Origin of the sequence: Mesorhizobium hawassense (assembly GCF_003289945.1) — a bacterium.
In the GTDB taxonomy this organism is placed as follows: domain Bacteria; phylum Pseudomonadota; class Alphaproteobacteria; order Rhizobiales; family Rhizobiaceae; genus Mesorhizobium; species Mesorhizobium hawassense.
Window position 1 is genome coordinate 146,054 of record NZ_QMBP01000012.1, and the last position, 20,048, is coordinate 166,101.

A 20,048-nucleotide genomic window follows, 5' to 3' on the forward strand; every position below is an offset into this window, starting at 1 on the left:
CTGTCACACACTGTCTATCGAGATACTGTTCATTGAGGGGGAGGTCTGAATGGCCGACGAGAACAGCATCACTTTGCTCGACGACACTTCGAAATTGCCTGTCATCGCCGCTAACCCAGGCGAAGTCACCCGGATCGAAGGCGGCATCGATATTCGCGACCGCGCGGCGATTTCTGTCTTCGGCGACCGCGCCCAGCAAGCCGTCAGCGACTATGCCGACAAGATCCTGTCGCAGATCCGCAACCGCGATCTCGGCGACACCGGCACGCTGCTCACCGACATCATCATGAAGGCCAAGAATCTCGATCCGGCCTCGCTGAAGGACGAAGGGTTCCTGAGCAACCTGTTCTCCTCGTTCAAGGCCAGGCTCGAGCGCTTCAAGGAGAAGTATGAGGACGTCGCTGGACAGATCGACCGCATCGGTCTGGAGCTCGACCGTCACAAGGATACGCTGCGCCGCGACATCGCCGTGCTCGACGACCTGCACGAGCAGACGAAGGAGTCCATCCTCAACCTCGATGCCTATGTGCAGGCCGGCAAGAAATTCGTCGACGACTACCGCGCCAACGAGCTGCCGAAGCTGAAGGCCGCGGCCGACGCCAAGGGCGGCGATTCAGCCGGAGCGCTGGAAGCGCAGACCTACCGGGACGCCGTGCAGGCGCTCGACCGGCTGGAGAAGCGCATCTTCTATCTGGTGCAGGCGCGCCAGCTCGGCATCCAGCAATTGCCGCAGATCCGCATCGTGCAGTCGGGCGACGAGACGCTGATCGAAAACCTGCAGGCGACCTCGGCGCTGACGGTGCCGGCCTGGAAGCAGAAGATGGTCATCCTGCTTGGCCTGACCAACCAGAAATCGGCGCTGGAGCTGCAAAAGACGGTGACCGACGCCACCAACGAGATGATCCGCCAGACTTCGAAGATGATGAAGGATCAGGCCGTCTCGATCGAAGAGCAGGCGCAGCGCGGCATCGTCGATGTCGAGACGCTGGCGCAGGCCAACCGCGACCTGATCGATACCGTGCAAGGCGTGCTCAAGGTCCAGGAGCAGGGCCGGCAGAAGCGGGCCGATGCCGAAAAGCAGATGGACCAGATGACTGCCGACCTCAAGAATGCGCTCACCGGAGCATGATGCCGAAAAGTGTGAAGCGGTTTTCGGACGACATCATGCTCTATCTCTTTGATTTGGAGCCGGATGATTTCAGGTCAAGTGGACCTGAAATCATCCGGCTCCAGGGCTGACGGGGCCTCGATGCGAATGAAGCTTTCGTCCGTTCTCGCGCTGGCGGCCGCGTTGCTGCTTGCCGCCTGCAATTCGAGCAATGTCAAATTCTCGATCGTCTCCGGTTCCGAGAATACGGTGCTGGAGCCGATCGTGCAGGAATTTTGCGCCAAGCAGGGCGCGACCTGCACCATCTCCTACCAGGGGTCGCTCGATATCGGCCTTGGCCTGCAGAAGCCCGAGGGCCTCGACCAGGATGCCGTGTGGCCGGCCTCCAGCGTCTGGGTCGACCTGTTCGATTCCGGCCGCAAGGTGCGCAACCTCACCTCGATCGCGCAGATGCCGGTCATCCTAGGCGTGCGCAAGTCCAAGGCCGCAGAACTCGGCTGGATCGGCAAGCAAGTCTACATGAAAGACATCCTTGCCGCGGTGAAGGACGGCAAGATGAAGTTCCTGATGACCTCGGCGACGCAATCCAATTCCGGCGCCAGCGCCTATCTGGCGATGCTTTCCGGCGCGCTCGGCGGCAAGCAGGTCATCGAGCCCGGCGACCTCGACAATCCGTCCGTGCATGACACGGTCAGCGCGTTGCTGCAGGGGGTCGAGCGATCGTCCGGGTCGTCAGGCTGGCTGGCCGATCTCTATGTCGATTCCGCGCGCAAAGGCACGCTCTATGACGCGATGTGGAATTACGAGGCGACGCTGAAGGAGACCAACGACAAGCTGAAGCAGATGGGCGACGAGCGGCTCTACGCAGTCTATCCGGCCGACGGCGTCGCGGTCGGCGATTCTCCGCTCGGCTTCATCGATCACGGCCGCGGCGCCGACGTCGAGAAATTCTTCACCGACCTGCTCGCCTATCTGCAGACGGATGCGGTGCGCAAGCGCATCGGCGACACCGGCCGGCGGTTGCCGCTCGGCGGCGCGGCGATCCAGGCGACGGCCGAGCCCGACTGGAATTTCGATCCGGGCAAGCTGGTGACCTCGATCCGCATGCCCGAGCCAGCGGTGATCCGCACCGCGCTGAACCTCTATCAGGAGGCGCTGCGCAAGCCGTCGCTGACGGCGCTCTGCTTCGACTTCTCCGGTTCGATGGAGAACGAAGGCGAGAAGCAATTGCAGGAGGCCGCGCAGTTCCTGTTCACGCCGGAAAAATCGAGCGAGGTGCTGGTGCAATGGACGCCGTCCGACCACATCTTCGTGCTGCCCTTCGACAGCACGGTGCGCGATATCTTCGACGCGACCGGCGATCCGGGGGGCCAGAACCAGCTGCTTGGCGACGTGGCGCAGCAGCGCGCCGGAGGCGGCACGGACATGTATGCCTGCGCCTCGCAGGCGCTGCGGAAGATACTGGCGACACCCGATCTGTCGAAATACCTGCCGGCGATCGTCATCATGACGGACGGCCGCACCGACGGCAGCGCCGAGCCGTTCCTGGCGGAGTGGCGCCAGGCGCCGGTGCCGGTGCCGGTGTTCGGCATCACCTTCGGCGACGCCGACAAGAGCCAGCTCGATAGCCTCGCCAAGGCGACCTCGGCGCGTGTCTTCGACGGCGGCGGCGACCTTGCCGGTGCCTTCCGCGCCGCGCGCGGCTATAACTAAGGCCAACGATGCGCGGCTTGTTCGGCAATGACGGGAACTGGATCGTGGCGGGACTGGTGTCGGCCGCGCTGCTGATCGGCCTCGGCACGCTCACCCACTTCCCCTTCCTGGTCTCGGCGGTGATTTCGGTGCTGGTGTTCACCGGGCTGATCTTCGTGCTGGCGCCGCGGCAGCTTTTCGAAGGGCTAGACCTGCGCTCGATCGGCGGCGGCCAGGTGGCGTTCGCGCGGGAATTGCTGGCGCAGGCGCAGCCGGCGGCCGACCGGCTGACGGCGGCGGCCGGCTCGATCGCCGACAAGGATATGAAGGCCAAGGTAAAGAACCTGTCCGACATCGCAGCCGACGTCATCTCTAAGGTCGAGGCGAAACCGGCAAGTGCTGCTTCCGTCCGCCGCTTCCTGACCTATTACGTGCCGCAGGCGGCGGAAGTCGCGGAAGGTTATGCGACGCTGGCCAATCGCCGCGCGCCGAGCCAGCAGCGGCTTGCCACGGTCGGCGCGGTGATCACCAAGCTGCAGGACGCGTTCGTGCACTATGCCGACAGCCAAGCGGACTCCGAGCTTGGCACGCTCGACGTTGACCTTCGACTCATCCAGGAGTCGCTGAAAGAGGATATCGGTCGCTGATGGCCCTTTCTCGCCGCGCTTTCGGACTGGGACTGCTTGGCGCCGCCGCGGCCGGAACGGGCGGCTATCTGACGCTCAAGGATCGGCCGGAGTTCCGCGGCTATCTCGGCAACCGGGTGCATCTGTTCGGCTTCATCGGCGGCGAGAAACAGGCTTTCCTGGCCGATCCCGACGTCGTCGGCGCGCTCGGCGGCTACGGGCTCGAGCTCGACGCGCGCGTCGCCGGCTCGGTCGAGATGGTGCGCGAGCCGGCGCTGTTGACGCAAAAACCGCAATTCCTGTGGCCGTCCTCGTCGATCATGGTCGATCTGGCGCGCAAGAGCGGCGTCTCCATCCGCAACGACCAGGTCGTGCTCAATTCGCCGATCGTCGTTTACACCTGGGGGCCGGTGGTCGAAGGCCTGAAAAGGAGCGGGCTGGTCAGCGTCGCCGCCAAGGGTGGGTACAACCAGCTCGACCTCAAGGCGCTGCTCGATGCGATCCTCGCCGGCAAGAACTGGTCGGACCTCGGTATTTCCGAGCTCTATGGCCGCGCCCGCATCGTCTCCACCGATCCCAACCGCTCCAATTCGGGCTTCATGTTCGCAGGGCTCGTGCTCAGCCTGATGAGCGGCGACGTGGCGACGCAGGAACTGCTGGCACAACATGGCGAGGCGGCGAAGGCGATCTTCCGCAGCATGGGGCTCAAATCGTCATCGTCGGGCAAGCTGTTCGACCAGTATATCGCCGGCGGGCTTGGCGCCGAGCCGATGGTCGTCGGCTACGAGAACCAGCTGGTCGAATGGGCGCTCGCCGACCCGGCGCGCTGGCAGCGCGTGCAGGCTGGCGCCGGCGCCAAGCCGGAAATCCTCTATCCGCGCCCGACCGTGTATTCGGCGCATCCGCTGATCGTCATCGATCCCGCGGTCGACCAATTGCTCGAGGCGCTGACCAGCCCGAAGCTGCAGGAGCTCGCCTGGTCGAAGCACGGCTTCCGCGGGCCACTCGGCACCGTGGCGGGCGATGCCGACGCCATCGCCGGCGTGCGGCCGGCGGAAATCGAGGCGGTGCTGCCGATGCCTTCGGCCGATGTCATGCTTTCGCTGCTGTCGCAGATGGAAGTCTAGTCTAGTCGACCTTGCCCTTCCCCATCCGGTTCCAGGCGTCCAAGCCCGCGATCTTGTAGGCTTCGGCCAGCGTCGGGTAGTTGAAGGTGTTGTTGACGAAGAAATCGACCGTGCCGCCGAGGTTGATCACCGCCTGGCCGATATGGATGAGCTCGGTGGCGCCCTCGCCGACGATGTGGGCGCCGAGCAGGCGGCGCGTCTCGACCGAGAACAATAGTTTCAGGAAGCCGCTCGATACGCCCATGATATGGCCGCGCGAGGTTTCGCGGAAACGCGCCAGGCCGACCTCATAGGGGGCGCCGCTCTCGCGCACCTGCTCTTCCGACAGGCCGACCGTAGAGATCTCCGGCACGGCGTAGATGCCATAGGGAAAGCTCTCCGGCGGCGGCGGCAGGTGGACGCCGAAGGCGTGGCATGCCGCCACCCGGCCCTGCTCCATCGACGTCGAGGCGAGGCTCGGGAACCCGATGACGTCGCCGGAGGCATAGATGTTGGACACACTGGTCTGGAAGGTATGCGGATCGACCTTGATGCGGCCCCTGGAATCCGACTCGATGCCGACCAGGTCGAGACCGAGGCTGGCGACGTTGCCGGTGCGGCCGGCGGCATAGAGCACCATCTCCGAGCGGATGGTGCGGCCGTCGGCCAGCGTCACCTCGGCATGGTCGGGTTTCGAGGCGATTTCCTTCACCGTGCTGCCTAACCGTATGGTCATGCCGCGGTCGCGCATCTGGTGGATGAAATCGTCGACGATCTCGCGGTCGATGAAATCGAGGATGGTGTTGCGCGGCTCGACCAGCGTGACCGGGACATCCAGCGCCGAAAAGATGGTGGCGTATTCGACGCCGATGACGCCGGCGCCGATCACCGTCAGCGTGCGCGGCAGATGGGCGAGTTCCAGCATCTCGTCGCTGTCGAAGACGCGCTTCCTGTCGAAGGGCACGTCGGCCGGTCGGTGCGGCCGGGTGCCGACGGCGATCAGCGCGTTGGCAAAGCCGACCTCGCTGTAATCGCCATTGTCGGCGGTCAGGCTCACCTTGTTGGGCGTCAGGAATTTCACCGCGGCCCGCGCGCTCCTCACCGTGTTGCGCATGAACTGATGCTGCAGCACCTCGACCTCGTGGTCGAGCGTCTTGTGCAGGCGCTCGACCAGATCGCTGATCGAAATGTCCTGCTTGACGCGATAGCCGCGCCCGTAGAAGCCGCGCTCGCGCCAGCCCGAGAGGTTCAGCACCGTCTCGCGCAGCGTCTTCGACGGAATGGTGCCGGTATGCACCGAGACACCGCCCAGGCGCCGGCCCCTGTCGACCACCAGCACCGACTTGCCAAGCTTGGCCGATTGCACAGCGGCCCGACGCCCAGAAGGGCCGCTGCCGATGACCACCATATCGTAGTCCATGTCCCCGTCCCCTGTTTTGTGCGCCGCAGCAAGCTAGACCGGGAAGAACGTCATGTTCAACTGCCAACACCATTCCGCGCGGCTCGAATACTCCAGATACACCAAAAGCATGCGAAACCTTAACCGGACAGCAAGGCTTGCGTGCAATGGTGCCTGACGAGGGGACCACCGGGGTAACAGAGTTGGCGATTTCCAAGAGTGATGCGCTGCCTGGCGCAGAGACTGGTTTCTGGTCCGGCCTTCAGAGCAGCGCGGTTCTCACCGACCTGCGCGAAGGCCTGTTCCGTTTCATCGCGCTCGCGGTCGCGGCGGTCTTCATCTATCGCGGCGTAAACAACCTAGTCATCGACAACGGCCGGCTCAACGTCCTGATGCTGCTGATCTCCGAGACGCTCACCTTTGTCTGGCTGCTCCTGGCGCGCCGGCCGCTCGTGCGTGACTGGAGCCCCTTCACGGTCTTCATCTCGCTGACCGCGGGCTTCGGCTCCGGCCTGGTTTCACTGCAGGAAGGCATCGAGATCATCCCGCTCTACATCGCGGCGCCGCTGCAGTTCCTGGCGCTTTGGATGGTGATCTGGGGAAAAATGTCGCTCGGCCGCTCTTTCGCCATCCTGCCGGCCAATCGCGGCGTCATCACCGGCGGCGCCTACCGGTTCGTGCGGCACCCGATCTATGCCGGCTATCTGGCTGGGCACATCCTGTTCCTGCTGTCGAGCTTCTCGGTCTACAATTTCACCGTCTACGCGATCATCACCCTGTTCCAGGTCCATCGCATCCTGCGCGAGGAACGCATCCTGGCGCTGACCGAGGAATATCGCGAATATCTCGGGCGGGTTCGCTACCGGCTCTTCCCCGGCATCTTCTGACATGGCGCCGCCCGCCGGCGGCGGGCACGTTCCTTGAATTCCGGGCCGCCCTCACCATTTGAAAGGGCGGCGGGCATCCCCATACGGGTGCCGCGATCGAGGAACGGACATGAACGCACGCGTATTGGACGGCGAGATCATCACGACCAGGTTCGAGGACACACGTGCTTACCGCGGAGTGCGGACAAGGCGCATCCTTGCCTTCCTCCTCGACTATTTCTTCGTGGCGCTGCTGACCATTCCTTTCGCCATCCTGGTCGCCATTCTCGGCCTGTTGACCTTTGGTCTCGGCTGGGCACTGTTTTCGGTGCTCGTGCCGATGGTCGCCATCCTCTACATCTGGAACACGCTGGGCAGCCGCGACCAGGCGACGACCGGCATGAAGATCATGGGCATCCGCCTGGAGAAGCTCGACGGCAGCCGCATCGACGGCATGACTGCGGTGGTGCACTCGGTGCTGTTCTGGGCCGGCAACGTCATCCTGACGCCGCTGGTGCTGCTGATCACGCTGTTCTCCGACCGCAAGCGCACGCTGCACGACCTGTTGCTCGGCACGGTGGTTACCCGCACCGACATCTGACGATGTCCACGGCCGCGCTCATCGAATCGCCGCACCGCCTGTGCTAGACTATGAACAGGCCGAAGCCGTCGCCGCAGCATAATCCTGTTGAATTTTTCGCCGGCCGGGCCAAAGGTAGGGCGATTCGCAGGAGCGTTTCCAAGATTAGATGACGCAGCATCCGACCCAGTCGCCGCAGTTCTTCCTGACCGCGCCGTCGCCGTGCCCCTATCTGGAGGGACAGTTCGAGCGCAAGGTGTTCACGCACCTCGTCGGCGACAAGGCGCCGGAGATGAACGACCTGCTCACTCAAGGCGGCTTCCGGCGCTCGCAGAACATCGCTTACCGACCGGCCTGCGAGTCCTGCCGCGCCTGCGTGTCGGTGCGCATCCTGGCGCAGGAATTCGAGCCCAGCCGCAACATGCGCCGCGTCATCCAGCACAATACCGATCTCGTCGGCGCCATGCATGACGCTCAGCCCTCGACCGAACAATACTCGCTCTTCCGCAGCTATCTCGACGCGCGCCATCGCCGTGGCGGCATGTCGGACATGACCGTGCTCGACTATGCGATGATGGTGGAAGACACCCATGTCGACACCAAGATCATCGAATACCGGCGCCGCGGCCCGGACACGTTCATCACAGGCAAAGGCCACGGCGAGCTGATCGCGGTGGCGCTCACCGACAAGATGGCCGACGGCCTGTCGATGGTCTATTCCTACTTCAATCCCGACTTCGAGGACCGTTCGCTCGGCACTTTCATGATCCTCGACCACATCGCCCGCGCCAAGGCGATGGGCCTGCCCCACGTCTATCTCGGCTACTGGGTCAACGGCTCGCGCAAGATGAACTATAAGATGCGCTTCATGCCGCAGGAGCATCTCGGCCCGAAAGGCTGGGAACGCTACGACCACGAAGCGGTCAGTCGCTGACCCGCCTCACGCTTCATCCTTAAACTGTTTCAAGGAGGAGGACGCTGGTCTTTTGGCAGTCAGGCTGGAACGACCGCGGCGTGGCCGCTGTGCGCCTCCTCAAGATTGCTTTGCGAGATAGCCGAGTGTCCACTCACGCCGACCACCAGAAAGGCCTTCTGCTCACCGCGCTTGGCGGGGTGACGCTGACCGTCGATATTCCGCTGATCCGACTTGCCCATGGCGAGGCCTGGACGATCCTTCTGCTGCGCACCGGAAGCATGTTCATTGCCGCGCTCGTCATCTGGGCGGTGTGGCGCTCGTTGAGCGACAAGGCGCCGCAGCTCATCCCGGGCAGGCTGGGCCTGGTAGTCGCCACGCTCTACGGGCTCGGCTCGATTGCCTTCATCACCGCTGTCTATCATACCTCGACCGCCGACCTCGTCTTCATCCTGGCCTTCACCACGATGTTCTCGGCGCTGCTGTCCTGGCTGTTCCTGAAAGAGAGGCCGCGACCGGCGACACTCGCGGCGCTGGCGCTGATGATCGTCGGCGTCGCCATAATCGTCGGCGATTCGATCGGCAGCGGAAATCTGTTCGGCGACATCATGGCGTTGTGCTCCGCGCTCTGCGTCGCATGCGCCATCACCGTCTCGCGGGCCAGCGGCAGGGAGATGGGCTTCACCTCGCTCGTGGGCGTGGTCCTGCCGTTCGCCGTGGCGCTCTTCATGGTGTCGAAAGCCGGCTTCCACGTCGAGGCGCCGTGGTGGATCCTCCTCAACGGCGCCGTGGTCATGCCGATCTCGTTCTTCTGCCTGGCCAACGGACCGAAATACATTTCCGGGCCGGAAGTGGCTATGTTCTACCTGCTGGAGACGGTGTTTGCGCCAGTCTGGGTCTGGCTGATCTTCGCCGAAGCGCCTTCGCGAAACAGCCTGATCGGCGGCACGATCCTGGTCGTGACGCTGGTGGCGCATTCGCTCTGGCAATTGCATGAGGGCCGCAAGCGCCGGGCGGCACTTGCCGTGGTTCACCCTGCCTGAACTTTTCGCGGCTCGGCGGCCGCCTCGATCTGGGGCGGCGCGCCGACCTCGTCGGCGACCGCCGAAATCTCGTCCATCGATTCCACCTCACGCAACCACTCGCGCCAGATGGCGACGAGCAGCGCCATCAGCACCGGGCCGATGAACAAGCCAAGGAAGCCCATCGTCTTGACGCCGCCGATCAGGCCGAAAAAGGTCGGCAGGAACGGCAGCTTGATCGGGCCGCCGACGAGCTTGGGCCGCAGCGTCTTGTCGACGATGAAGAGCTCGACCGCGCCCCAGATGAACAGGGCAAGCCCGGCGAACAGCTTGCCGCTGGCCGCGAGGTAGATCGACACCAGCGTGAAAGAGAGCGGCGCACCGCCTGGGATGAGCGCCATGATGCCGGTGAGCGCGCCGAGCGTGACCGGCGACGGCACGCCGGCCAGCCAGTAGGCGATGCCCAGCACAAGCCCCTCGCCGATGGCGATGACGGTCATGCCCGTTACCGTCGAGGAAATTGTGGCTGGCACGACGCGCGAGAACCGCTCCCAGCGCGTCGGCAGGATGCGTTCTCCGACGCGATCGACCTGGGCTGCGAACGACTCGCCGTCGCGATAGGCGAAGAACAGCGCGATCATCATAAACAGGAGCGTCAGCAACAGGCCGAAGGCGCTGCCGCCGGCGGCCAAGGCGCCGCGATAGATGGTGCCGATGTTGGAGCCGCTGATCAGCTGGATCAATTCGCCGATGCCGCCGGGATGGCCGAGATAGGCCGTCCATTGCTCGTTCAGCCACTCGCCGATCACCGGCATGGTGGCGATCCAGACCGGTGTCACCGCGCCGTGGCGGTTGGTCTCGATCGCCCAGACGACCCATTCGCGCAGCTCGTTGATGGCATAGGTGCCGGCAAGCGCGATCGGCACCACCAGGAAGGCGAGGATGAAGAGGATGGCAAGGGTCGCGCCGACGGTGCGGTTGCCGCCGACGGCGACAAGCAGCCGGCGATAGAGCGGCCAGCTGGCGAAGGCGATGACCAGCGCGGCCAGCACCGGGAAAAGGAAGCCGTGGAAGAAATAGACGCCGGCGGCGACGATCAGCACCAGAAGCCAGCGCGCCGCCGAAAGCGGCGGGATGACCGCCGCTCTCAGCGGCGTCGACAGGCCGAACAGGCGCTGCCCCGGCTTCTGGATCTCAGCCCGCTTCAATCCGGCGTTTCTCCCCTGCCCGATGCTTCAATGGATGCTTATGCACCATCATAGTGCAGCAATCGTGACGATAGTCCAAATGATTGGCTAATCTCCCCCCTTGTGGGGGAGATCAGCTGATCACCCAAACTTCCCAGTCCGCGGGAAGCCCTTCGGAACCATGCGGCCGGCGGCGGCGCGGACGCCGATCCACTCGGCCAGTTCCTCGCGCGACTTGATGAAGGTGCGGTCGGCCGAATCCTGCCAGGAGAGGCCGGTCTCCAACGTGAAGGTTTTCAAGTCCAGCACGCCGCCGTCCTTGTATTTCTGCAAGCGCACGCCCTTGCCGCGCGCCATCTCCGGAATTTCGGCGAGCGGGAAGACCAGCATCTTGCGGTTCTCGCCGACAATGGCGAGATGGTCGCCCGACACCGGAATGCAGCGCTTGGCTTCGTCCGGCGCCTTGACGTTCATCACCTGCTTGCCTTTGCGGGTGTTGGCGACGACCTCTTCCTCCGAAACGACGAAGCCGTTGGCATCGTAAGAAACCAGCAGCAGCTTGCGTTTCGGGTCATGGACGAAGGCAGTGACGATGTCCTGGTCGTTTTCCATGTCGACGATGATACGGATCGGCTCGCCATGGCCGCGCCCGCCCGGCAGCCGGTCGGCGCCGATCGTGTAGAACTTGCCGCCGGTGGTGAAGACCAGGATCTTGTCGGTGGTCTGCGCATGGAAGGCAAGCTTCAGGCCGTCGCCTTCCTTGAAGGCAAGCTGCGAATGGTCGGTCAGGTGACCCTTCATGGCGCGCAGCCAGCCCTTTTCCGACACCACGACGGTGACCGGCTCGCGCTCGATCATGGCATGCGCGATATCGGTCAGATCATGCTCGGGCGCATCGGCGAACTGGGTGCGGCGCTTACCGAGCTCCGTCTCCGGCCCGAACTTGTCGCGGACCTGGGTGACTTCCCACTTGATCGTCGACCATTGCTTGGCGTCGGACGCCAGCAGGGCCTCGATCTGCTTCTTCTCCTCGGTGAGGCCGTCGAATTCCTTGCGGATCTCGATCTCTTCGAGCTTGCGCAGGGCGCGCAGGCGCATGTTGAGGATGGCTTCGGCCTGGTTGTCGGTGAGCGACCAGCGGGCCATCATCACCTGCTTGGGCTCATCCTCCTCGCGGATGATCCTGATGACCTCGTCGATGTTGAGATAGGCGATCAGGTAGCCGGCAAGGATTTCCAGCCGCTTCTCGATCTCGCCGAGCCGGTATTTCGAGCGGCGGATCAAAACCTCGCGGCGGTGGTCGAGCCACTCCTTCAGCACGCCCTTCAACGAGAGCACGTTCGGCACCCTGCCGCGCGACAGCACGTTCATATTGAGCGGGAAACGGCTTTCGAGCTCGGTGAGCTTGAACAGCGATTCCATCAGGATGCCGGGATCGACGGTGCGGCTCTTCGGCACCAAGACGATGCGGATGTCCTCGGCGCTCTCGTCGCGGATGTCCTCGAGCAGCGGCAGCTTGCGCGCCATCAAAAGCTCGGCGATCTTCTCGATCAGCCTGGCCTTCTGCACGCCGTAAGGAATCTCGGTGACGACGATGCTCCAGGTGCCCCTGCCCTGGTCTTCCTGCCCCCATTTCGAGCGCACGCGAAAGCCGCCGCGGCCCGTCTCATAGGCTTCGAGGATCGAGGCGCGGCTGTCGACGATGATGCCACCGGTCGGGAAATCCGGCCCCTGGACGAAATCCATCAGCTTCGCCACCGGCGCTTCCGGATGTTCGATCAGATGCAGCGCGGCGTCGCAAAGCTCGGCCGCGTTGTGCGGGGGGATGGAGGTGGCCATGCCGACGGCAATGCCGGAGGAGCCGTTGGCAAGCAGGTTCGGGAAGGCGCCGGGGAGAACGGACGGCTCCTCGTCCTCCTCATTGTAGGTCGGCCGAAAATCGACCGCGTCCTCTGTGATGCCGGCCAGAAGGTCTGTCGCCACCTCGGTCATGCGCGCTTCGGTGTAACGCATGGCGGCGGCGTTATCGCCGTCGATATTGCCGAAATTGCCCTGGCCGTCGACCAGCGGATAGCGCATCGAGAATTCCTGCGCGAGGCGAACCAGCGCGTCATAGATCGACTGGTCGCCATGCGGGTGGAACTTGCCCATCACGTCGCCGACGATGCGGGCGCATTTGGCGAAGCCCTGATCGGGGTTGAGCCTGAGCAGCCGCATGGCGTGCATGATGCGGCGATGGACCGGCTTCAGTCCGTCGCGCACATCCGGCAAGGCCCGGTGCATGATGGTCGACAGCGCATAGGCAAGGTAGCGCTTCTCGAGCGCTTCCTTCAGATCGACCGGTTCGATTTTGTCGCCGCCGCCATTGTCATCGGGCGGCAAAAGCCTCTTTCCCATGGATTTGGACTAGCCGAGCGGATGATTCGCGGCAAGCGCCGCGTGACCATCGGCGCATTCGTCGCGGCGGCGAACGCGCAACCCGCGGTGTGAAGGATTTCACGGAAGTGCTAAGCCGGCGGCTGCACTTTGCCGCCGATCTGCAACAGGCGGCGGCGGGATCATTACGCCGGCCAACATCAATCTGTTACATGCGGGTTCTATCTGGCATGCAACGCGCTGGCGGAGGGGCCGCGGTCTTCATGACATATTCACCGCATCGAGAAATGGCTGCCGGCCGGCGTTTGCTTTTCATCGCGATTTTCGACAAATGGGCCGGGAAATGCCTTTTTCCCGTCCCGTTCGTCTCGGAATGGTGACGGAGCAGGTTTCAGAACAAATTCATCATAGCCAATCAGGACAGGGAACTCGCCATGACAATCCAACGCTCAACGCTCAAGAAACTGGCCTTTTCGACCTTTCTGCTGACCCTGCCACTCAACGCTGCCTTCGCCGCCGATCCGGCGGTGGCCGGGCGCGTCAAGTCCATGCTCGCTGCCCAAGGCGTCGACATTTCCTGGACCGGCGTCTCCGGCGACGATTCGAACGCCGTGCTGCAGGGCGTGTCCATCAAGCCGGCGGCCGAGAAGGAAGCGCTGCCGATCGGCGACGTGAAGCTGGAAGGGGTCACGGAGGCCAATGGCGGCTATGAGATCGCCACGGTCTCGACCTCGGCTTTCGAACACAGCAAGGACGGCGTGACGCTCGATCTCAGCCCGCTGGTCATCCACGACATGAAGGTTCCGGCGGAGGGCGGCGCCGACCCTCTCGGCTCGCTGATGATGTACAAGTCGGCCGAGCTGTCCAACATGACGGTCAAAGTCGGCGACAAGACGGCCTTTTCGATGGACGGGCTCAATGTGCAAATCACCCCGCCGGCCGACGGCAAGGCGATGGACTTCACCGCCAACACCGAGAAATTCACCGCCGACCTGTCGCTGGTCGACGACCCCAAGTCGAAGGAAGCGATCGAGGCGCTCGGCTACCAGAACATCTCCGGCAATATCGACATGGCCGGTACCTGGCAGCCTAGCGACGGCAAGATGGAGCTGTCGAAATACGACATCTCGGTCGAGAATGCCGGCACGCTCGGCATGACCTTCGACCTCGGCGGCTACACGGTCGACTTCATCAAGTCGATGCAGGCGATGCAGAAGCAGCTTGCCGCGCAGCCGGAAGGCGCCGACAACTCGGCCCAGGGCATGGCTATGCTCGGCCTGTTGCAGCAGCTTTCCTTCAACGGCGCCTCGATCCGCTACCAGGACGATTCGCTGACCGGCAAGATCCTGGACTATGTCGGCAAGCAGCAGGGAATGTCGGGCAAGGACGTCGCCAACCAGGCCAAGGCGATCGTGCCGTTCGGCATGGCGCAGCTCAACAATCCCGAGCTGACGGCGGAAGTCTCCTCGGCGGTCAACACCTTCCTCGACGATCCGAAGAGCCTGGAAATCTCGGCCGAACCGCCGTCGTCGGTGCCGTTCGCGCTGATCATGGCCGGCGCCATGTCCAACCCGCTCGACCTGCCCAAGACGCTCGGCGTCAAGGTCAAGGCGAACCAGGACTAATCGGCGGCGCTTGGCGCACGTCAAGCACTATGCAGCGGCGGTTCGGATCATCCGGACCGCCGTTTTTCGTAGGATCAGGGCCTGACCTCCTCGACGAGGAGATCGACAAATTGCCTCACGCGAGGTTCCAGAAGCCGCTTGTCTGGATAGATCGCCACGATCTTCACCTCTTCGGTCTGCAGTTCGGGCAACAGATGCCGCAGCCGCCCAGCCGCCAAATCGCTCGCGATCAGAAACTCAGGAAGTAAAGCAATGCCGAGGCCCGCGATGGCGGCATCCCGGATCGCTTCGGCACTATCCAAACGTACCCGGCTACGACCGCCGGCCTTGGCCCAGCCCCCTCCTTCGCGACGAAAGCGCCAGCTTTGCCTGTTGCCGCGGCTGCTGAAGATCAGACAGTCGTGAGTATCCAAGGCGTCGACATCGAAAGGCTCGCCGCGCTCGGCAACGTAGGATGGCGAGGCGCAGAGTATTGCCCTGTAACGGGCGACCACCCGTGACACCAATCTCGTATCCGACGGTGCCGCCCCGATCCGCACCGCAAGGTCGAACCCCTCCTCGATAATGTCGGCCACGCGGTCCGTGAAGCTCACCTCGACCTGGATCTCCGGCCAAGTCGCCAAATATTTCTGGATCACGGGGAGCACGATGAGCTTGCCGAAGGCATCAGGAACAGTGAGGCGCAGCACGCCTCGAGGCCTGCCACCGCGCCGAGCCACGCTGGCCTCGGCTTCGTCGACCGAGGCAACAACCTCCAGGCCACGGCGATAGAAAGTCTCGCCTTCCTCGGTGAGACTGAGCGTCCTGGTGTTGCGATTGAAGAGGCGTGTGCCAAGCCTGTCTTCCAGCCGGCCGATGGCCTTCCCCGCCGCCGAACGCGAGAGGCCCATCGCAAGCCCGCCCGCGACGAAACTTCCCGCATCGGCGACGGCCATGAAGATCATGATGTCGTTCAGATTTGCACGCGACACAATGCGCTCCATCGGCTTGGCGGCGGCAGAACTGTCGGGCAGCCCAATACACCATACTAGGGCGTCCGTCTGAGGCAATCGACTGCCTGCCTCGAACGGAGCTCGGCGGCAGCGCACGCGTCTGCCGTGTCGCTTCTGTGTCGACGTCCGTTCGTCAATCAATCGGCTATAGCCACCCAACGCAGCGGAACCGGCCAGGGCCATCGGATGCCCACTGCATGCCAGCTCGATGGGTCAGCCGGCGAAACTTGCTGACGGGCGAATTTACCCAAGACTTTCAACAACAACCGGAAAGGACGACCACATGACTTCCAACGGCAAAACCTACAATCACGGTGTTCCCTGGGAGGAAGCCTTCGGCGTCACCCAGGGCCACAGAGCCGATGGCACCATCTATGTCTCGGGACAATTCTCCCATGACATGAACGGCGAATTCGTCGGCGAAGGCAATTTCGAAACCCAGGTGCGGCAGACGCTGGAGAATCTGGATCGCGTGCTGACCGGGTTCGGCGCCACCAAGGCAAACCTTGCCGAACTGGTCTGCTATCTGACGAACCCAAAGGAAGATTTTGAGGCGTTCGTCGCTCTATACAAGGAGTATGTCGGGCCACACCGCCCCGCCGCGACGCTCCTCGGCGTTTCGGGCTTGGCATTCCCGCAGCAATTGGTTGAAATCCGAGCGGTTGCCCACGCGCTCTGAACCAGTCCTTGACAAGGGCGCCGGGAGCGATCGCCAGCTGTCGATCGCTCCTGAGCGAAGACTGCACGGCGTATCAGTTCGGCTTCGGCCAGCCCTTCCAGACCATGTAGACGTTCGCCCGCTGGTAGTGCGTATCCGCCCGTGCCGCCGGCTGATGCTGGAAGCCCACGCTCTCATACATGCGGATGGCCGGGGCGAGCTTGGTGTTGGTTTCGAGAAACAGCGTGTCGCGGTCCAGCCGCTCGAACGCGCGGATGGCATGCTCAAGCAAGAGCCGCCCGATCCCCAGCCCTCGCGCCGCGGGATCGACCGCCATCTTGGTGAGTTCGACCTCGTTTTCGCCTGCCAGCAAAAGCGCACAAGTGCCGACGACTTCCTCGCCATGCAAGGCAAAGTAGATGATGCCACCCCGTTCCAGTATGTGCTTTTCCGGCGCGGAGAGGACGGCGTGATCGCCCTCTTCGATATAGAAGTACCGCTTCAGCCACTCGGCATTCAGCCGGTAGAAGTGGTCCCGCAGCGACGGCTTGAACGGCACGATCTCGATTGCACCGGCGCCCAATCTGCGCGCTCGCTCGCTGACCGCAGCGGCCATCGTGTCGTCGAGCATTCGCTCCAGCCCTCCGATGGCCGACACCAGGTCGATCCCGCCTGCCTGGCACCGCGCATCCAGTTCGTCCCGCAGGGCGCGCCACAAAGGTTTGGCCCTGCGCAATGCGGCCTCCGCCTTGTCCGTCAGCGCCAACTCGCGCACCCGGCGATCATCCTTGCCCGGCACCGATATCAGCCAGTCATCCTTGGTCAGCCGTGACGCGAGCTGGCTTATCGACGAATGGGTGAGCCCCGCCGCCTTGGCCAAATCACCGACCGACTGCGGCCCGCGGTCGTGAATGGTCCTGAGCACCGGAAACCACCTCGCCTCGAGGCCGATGCCGTGCGCGGCGTAGACCTCATCGGCCATCGCGTAGAGTTGTTCACTCGCTGCCCGCAGCCTGCTTCCAAGCGCCAGAATGCCGACCTCCGCCAGATAGGTCATGACCATCTCCGTTGGCATTTATGTAATGCCTAACATAATTGATCGTAACAAATTTGGCAACCAGCGCCCGCCTGCGCGGGCAGGCCTAAGGAATGCCTGTCCGTAAAAATCAATTCATGGAGAATAAAGAAAGGCTTGGCTCTGAGTCCTAGCCTTCCTTCTTTGCCACCGCGACGCGCAGCGACAGTTCGCGCAGTTGCTGCGGGGTCGCTTCCGACGGCGCGTTCATCAGCAGGTCATAGGCCTGCTGGTTCATCGGGAACATCGTGATCTCGCGCAGGTTCTTTGCCCCGACCAGCAGCATGACGATGCGGTCGACACCGGCCGCCATGCCGCCATGCGGCGGCGCGCCATACTGGAAGGCGCGGTAGAGACCGCCAAAGCGTTCTTCCACCGTCGCGCGGTCCAATCCAACCATCTCGAAAGCCTTCACCATGGTTTCCGGCAGATGGTTGCGGATACCGCCGGAGGCGATCTCGAAACCGTTGCAGACCATGTCGTACTGGAACGCCTTGATGCCGAGCGGCTCCTCGCCGTTCAGCGCGTCGATCCCGCCCTGCGGCATGGAGAACGGGTTGTGGGCGAAGTCGATCTTCTTCTCGTCCTCGTTCCATTCGAAGAACGGGAAGTCGACGATCCAGCACAATTCGAAGCGCTCGCGGTCGACGAGGTTCAGCTCCTCGCCGGCGCGGGTGCGCGCGGCGCCAGCGAAGGTGACGAACTTCTTCGGATCGCCGGCGACGAAGAAGGCGGCATCACCATCGGTAAGGCCGAGCTGCTGGCGGATCGCCTCGGTGCGCTCCTCGCCGATGTTCTTGGCCAGCGGACCGGCGCCTTCGAGTTTTTCACCCTCCTTGCGCCAGAAGATGTAGCCCAGCCCAGGCTGGCCCTCGCCTTGCGCCCAGGAGTTCATGCGGTCGCAGAAGGCGCGGCTGCCGCCGGTCTTGGCCGGAATGGCCCAGACCTCGGCCTTCGGGTCGTTGGCCAGAATGTTGGCGAACACCTTGAAGCCGGAATCGCGGAAGTGATCCGACACCGCCTGCATCTCGATCGGGTTGCGCAGGTCCGGCTTGTCGGAGCCGTAAACGCGCATCGCCTGATCATAGGGAATACGGCGGAATTTCTGCGTCACCGGCTTACCGGCGGCAAACGTCTCGAAGACGCCGCGCAGCACCGGCTCCATGGTGGAGAGCACGTCATCCTGTTCGACGAAGCTCATCTCGAGGTCGAGCTGGTAGAACTCGCCGGGTAGCCGATCGGCGCGCGGATCCTCGTCGCGGAAGCAGGGCGCGATCTGGAAATAGCGGTCGAAGCCGGAGACCATGATCAGCTGCTTGTACTGCTGCGGCGCCTGCGGCAGCGCATAGAAGGTGCCGGGATGGATGCGCGACGGCACCAGGAAGTCGCGCGCGCCTTCCGGCGAGGAAGCCGTCAGGATCGGTGTCGAAAACTCGGTAAAGCCGACCTCGCCCATGCGCTTGCGCATCTCGGCGATAATTTTCGTGCGCGCAACGATGTTCTTGTGCAGCGTCTCGCGGCGCAGGTCGAGGAAGCGGTATTTCAGGCGGATGTCTTCGGGATAATCCGGCTCGCCGAACACCGGCAGCGGCAGTTCCTTGGCCGCCGACAGCACCTCGATCTCACGCGCGAAAATCTCGATCTCGCCGGTCGGCAGGTTGGCGTTCGTCGTCTCCGGCAGGCGTGCCTTGACCTCGCCGTCGACGCGGATCACCCATTCGCCGCGCACCGTCTCGGCGACCTTGAAGGCCGGCGAATCCGGATCGGCGACGATCTGGGTCAGGCCGTAATGGTCGCGCAGGTCGATGAAGAGCAGGCCGCCATGGTCGCGCACGCGATGCACCCAGCCCGACAGGCGGACGGAATTGCCGACGTCGCTCTTTCTCAACTGGGCACAGGTGTGGCTGCGGTAACGATGCGTGGTCATGGGTAAAGTCCGGAAAATTGCGGGCATCAGCCCGGCTCGAAAATTGGCGCGAAAAGCGCATGAGAGGCCGGCTTTGTCAAGGCAACCGCTCACACAGGCGCCGCTTTCGCCGTTCAGGCAAAATGGATTTGCGCACCCTGGCTTTGGAAATCGGCGAGCGTGGCGGCAGGCGCGGTCTTTTCCACCACGAGATGGCGGATCGCATCCGCTCCCGCCACGCGATACGGCGCCGCGGTGGCAAGCTTGTCGTCGGTGACGGCAATGACGATGCCGGCGCTGTTTTTCACCATGGCGCGTTTGACCTCGGCTTCGGCCGAATCGAATGCGGTGACGCCGCGCGCGACATCCAGCCCGCAGGACCCGAGAAAGAACAGATCGGCGCCGAGCTGCGCCACGGCGGCGAGCGTGTCGGCGCCGACGCAGGTGCCGAGATCGGGCACATAGCGGCCGCCGAGCACGATCAACTCGACCAGCGGAAGGTCCGCGAGCGCCGAGGCGACGCCCAGCGAATTGGTGGCGACCGTCAGTTGGATGTCGCGCGGGATCGCCCTGGCGATCGCTTCGTTGGTCGTGCCGCCGTCGATGAACAGCGATTGCCCGGCCACGAGCAGCCCTACCGCCGCCTTTGCCAGGCGCGTCTTTTCCTCCACCGCATGACGGCTGCGCTGGCTGAGCGTCGCGGCCGCAAAGGGCGCCGAGGCGACCGCGCCGCCATAGACGCGGCGCAACTGCCCGGCTTTGGCCAGTTCCCTGAGATCGCGCCGCACCGTGTCTTCCGAGACGCCGAAACGGCTGGCGAGCTCGCCGGCCAGCACCCTTCCGTCCGCCGCAAGCTGGTCGCGAATGAGTTGGTGGCGTTCTTCGGTGAGCATGCACGATCCTATTTATTTGTGCAC

Annotated in this window: 17 protein-coding genes; 10 read left to right on the forward strand and 7 right to left on the reverse strand. The window is 63.7% G+C overall.

Annotation, left to right across the window (positions count from 1 at the left end; all coding sequences use genetic code 11):
• Nucleotides 1–49: 49 nt before the first annotated feature.
• The 4 genes from DPM33_RS23420 (at nucleotide 50) to DPM33_RS23435 (ending at nucleotide 4,553) form a co-directional block, all read left to right on the forward strand.
• Nucleotides 50–1,129, forward strand: a complete 1,080-nt coding sequence (locus tag DPM33_RS23420; protein WP_112099770.1) for a toxic anion resistance protein — start codon at nucleotides 50–52, stop codon at nucleotides 1,127–1,129.
• Between the two features lie 120 nt (nucleotides 1,130–1,249).
• Nucleotides 1,250–2,821 (forward strand): VWA domain-containing protein, encoded by a 1,572-nt coding sequence (locus DPM33_RS23425; protein ID WP_112099771.1) that lies wholly within the window; start codon nucleotides 1,250–1,252, stop codon nucleotides 2,819–2,821.
• Between the two features lie 8 nt (nucleotides 2,822–2,829).
• Nucleotides 2,830–3,447, forward strand: a complete 618-nt coding sequence (locus tag DPM33_RS23430; RefSeq protein WP_112099772.1) for a 5-bromo-4-chloroindolyl phosphate hydrolysis family protein — start codon at nucleotides 2,830–2,832, stop codon at nucleotides 3,445–3,447.
• Nucleotides 3,447–4,553 (forward strand): type 2 periplasmic-binding domain-containing protein, encoded by a 1,107-nt coding sequence (locus DPM33_RS23435; protein WP_112099773.1) that lies wholly within the window; start codon nucleotides 3,447–3,449, stop codon nucleotides 4,551–4,553. Before DPM33_RS23430 ends, DPM33_RS23435 begins: the two co-directional genes overlap by 1 nt.
• A gap of 1 nt (nucleotide 4,554) precedes the next feature.
• On the opposite strand, the gene sthA is transcribed toward DPM33_RS23435, so the two are convergent.
• Complete coding sequence (sthA, locus tag DPM33_RS23440; RefSeq protein WP_112099774.1) at nucleotides 4,555–5,952, reverse strand: Si-specific NAD(P)(+) transhydrogenase; 1,398 nt, start codon at nucleotides 5,950–5,952, stop codon at nucleotides 4,555–4,557.
• A gap of 146 nt (nucleotides 5,953–6,098) precedes the next feature.
• Between sthA and DPM33_RS23445 the strand changes: the two genes are divergently transcribed.
• The 4 genes from DPM33_RS23445 to DPM33_RS23460 all read left to right on the forward strand — a co-directional run bounded on the left by DPM33_RS23445 (nucleotide 6,099) and on the right by DPM33_RS23460 (nucleotide 9,333).
• A complete protein-coding gene (locus tag DPM33_RS23445) occupies nucleotides 6,099–6,818 on the forward strand; it encodes a methyltransferase family protein (protein ID WP_112099775.1) in 720 nt (239 codons plus the stop codon).
• A 109-nt stretch (nucleotides 6,819–6,927) separates the two neighbouring features.
• Entirely contained in the window at nucleotides 6,928–7,398 is a 471-nt protein-coding gene (locus DPM33_RS23450; protein WP_112099776.1) for an RDD family protein, read from the forward strand.
• 148 nt (nucleotides 7,399–7,546) lie between these two features.
• On the forward strand, nucleotides 7,547–8,311 hold the full coding sequence (locus tag DPM33_RS23455) for an arginyltransferase (RefSeq protein WP_112099777.1): 765 nt from the start codon (nucleotides 7,547–7,549) through the stop codon (nucleotides 8,309–8,311).
• Nucleotides 8,312–8,436: 125 nt separating this feature from the next.
• Nucleotides 8,437–9,333 carry a DMT family transporter gene (locus DPM33_RS23460; protein WP_112099778.1) on the forward strand — a complete coding sequence of 299 codons (897 nt, stop codon included), beginning with the start codon at nucleotides 8,437–8,439 and terminating at the stop codon, nucleotides 9,331–9,333.
• Here DPM33_RS23460 and DPM33_RS23465 read toward each other — a convergent pair.
• Both DPM33_RS23465 and parC read right to left on the reverse strand, forming a co-directional pair.
• Nucleotides 9,321–10,520, reverse strand: coding sequence for an AI-2E family transporter (locus DPM33_RS23465; protein ID WP_112099779.1), 1,200 nt, complete (start codon nucleotides 10,518–10,520; stop codon nucleotides 9,321–9,323). The genes DPM33_RS23460 and DPM33_RS23465 overlap by 13 nt on opposite strands.
• A 120-nt stretch (nucleotides 10,521–10,640) precedes the next feature.
• Nucleotides 10,641–12,896 carry a DNA topoisomerase IV subunit A gene (gene parC / locus DPM33_RS23470; RefSeq protein WP_112099780.1) on the reverse strand — a complete coding sequence of 752 codons (2,256 nt, stop codon included), beginning with the start codon at nucleotides 12,894–12,896 and terminating at the stop codon, nucleotides 10,641–10,643.
• Between the two features lie 413 nt (nucleotides 12,897–13,309).
• On the opposite strand from parC, the gene DPM33_RS23475 reads away from it, so the two are divergent.
• Entirely contained in the window at nucleotides 13,310–14,500 is a 1,191-nt protein-coding gene (locus tag DPM33_RS23475; RefSeq protein WP_112099781.1) for a hypothetical protein, read from the forward strand.
• Between the two features lie 74 nt (nucleotides 14,501–14,574).
• Here the strand turns inward: DPM33_RS23475 and DPM33_RS23480 are convergent, their stop codons facing one another.
• Nucleotides 14,575–15,471 carry a LysR family transcriptional regulator gene (locus DPM33_RS23480; protein ID WP_112099851.1) on the reverse strand — a complete coding sequence of 299 codons (897 nt, stop codon included), beginning with the start codon at nucleotides 15,469–15,471 and terminating at the stop codon, nucleotides 14,575–14,577.
• 229 nt (nucleotides 15,472–15,700) lie between these two features.
• On the opposite strand from DPM33_RS23480, the gene DPM33_RS23485 reads away from it, so the two are divergent.
• Nucleotides 15,701–16,171, forward strand: coding sequence for a RidA family protein (locus DPM33_RS23485; RefSeq protein WP_208648442.1), 471 nt, complete (start codon nucleotides 15,701–15,703; stop codon nucleotides 16,169–16,171).
• Nucleotides 16,172–16,244: 73 nt separating this feature from the next.
• On the opposite strand, the gene DPM33_RS23490 is transcribed toward DPM33_RS23485, so the two are convergent.
• The 3 genes from DPM33_RS23490 to DPM33_RS23500 all read right to left on the reverse strand — a co-directional run bounded on the left by DPM33_RS23490 (nucleotide 16,245) and on the right by DPM33_RS23500 (nucleotide 20,024).
• Nucleotides 16,245–17,207 (reverse strand): bifunctional helix-turn-helix transcriptional regulator/GNAT family N-acetyltransferase, encoded by a 963-nt coding sequence (locus tag DPM33_RS23490; RefSeq protein ID WP_167449189.1) that lies wholly within the window; start codon nucleotides 17,205–17,207, stop codon nucleotides 16,245–16,247.
• A gap of 148 nt (nucleotides 17,208–17,355) precedes the next feature.
• A complete protein-coding gene (aspS, locus tag DPM33_RS23495; protein ID WP_112099784.1) occupies nucleotides 17,356–19,152 on the reverse strand; it encodes an aspartate--tRNA ligase in 1,797 nt (598 codons plus the stop codon).
• A gap of 113 nt (nucleotides 19,153–19,265) precedes the next feature.
• The gene (locus DPM33_RS23500; RefSeq protein WP_112099785.1) at nucleotides 19,266–20,024 is read right to left on the reverse strand and encodes a DeoR/GlpR family DNA-binding transcription regulator; all 759 of its coding nucleotides are present in this window, start codon (nucleotides 20,022–20,024) and stop codon (nucleotides 19,266–19,268) included.
• Nucleotides 20,025–20,048: the final 24 nt, after the last annotated feature.

Coding starts and splice junctions, on each gene's coding strand:
- DPM33_RS23420 (WP_112099770.1), top strand. CDS start 50: ATGGCCGACGAGAACAGCATCACTTTGCTCGACGACACTTCGAAATTG.
- DPM33_RS23425 (WP_112099771.1), top strand. CDS start 1,250: ATGCGAATGAAGCTTTCGTCCGTTCTCGCGCTGGCGGCCGCGTTGCTG.
- DPM33_RS23430 (WP_112099772.1), top strand. CDS start 2,830: ATGCGCGGCTTGTTCGGCAATGACGGGAACTGGATCGTGGCGGGACTG.
- DPM33_RS23435 (WP_112099773.1), top strand. CDS start 3,447: ATGGCCCTTTCTCGCCGCGCTTTCGGACTGGGACTGCTTGGCGCCGCC.
- sthA (WP_112099774.1), bottom strand. CDS start 5,952: ATGGACTACGATATGGTGGTCATCGGCAGCGGCCCTTCTGGGCGTCGG.
- DPM33_RS23445 (WP_112099775.1), top strand. CDS start 6,099: ATGGTGCCTGACGAGGGGACCACCGGGGTAACAGAGTTGGCGATTTCC.
- DPM33_RS23450 (WP_112099776.1), top strand. CDS start 6,928: ATGAACGCACGCGTATTGGACGGCGAGATCATCACGACCAGGTTCGAG.
- DPM33_RS23455 (WP_112099777.1), top strand. CDS start 7,547: ATGACGCAGCATCCGACCCAGTCGCCGCAGTTCTTCCTGACCGCGCCG.
- parC (WP_112099780.1), bottom strand. CDS start 12,896: ATGGGAAAGAGGCTTTTGCCGCCCGATGACAATGGCGGCGGCGACAAA.
- DPM33_RS23475 (WP_112099781.1), top strand. CDS start 13,310: ATGACAATCCAACGCTCAACGCTCAAGAAACTGGCCTTTTCGACCTTT.
- DPM33_RS23485 (WP_208648442.1), top strand. CDS start 15,701: ATGGGTCAGCCGGCGAAACTTGCTGACGGGCGAATTTACCCAAGACTT.
- DPM33_RS23490 (WP_167449189.1), bottom strand. CDS start 17,207: ATGACCTATCTGGCGGAGGTCGGCATTCTGGCGCTTGGAAGCAGGCTG.
- aspS (WP_112099784.1), bottom strand. CDS start 19,152: ATGACCACGCATCGTTACCGCAGCCACACCTGTGCCCAGTTGAGAAAG.
- DPM33_RS23500 (WP_112099785.1), bottom strand. CDS start 20,024: ATGCTCACCGAAGAACGCCACCAACTCATTCGCGACCAGCTTGCGGCG.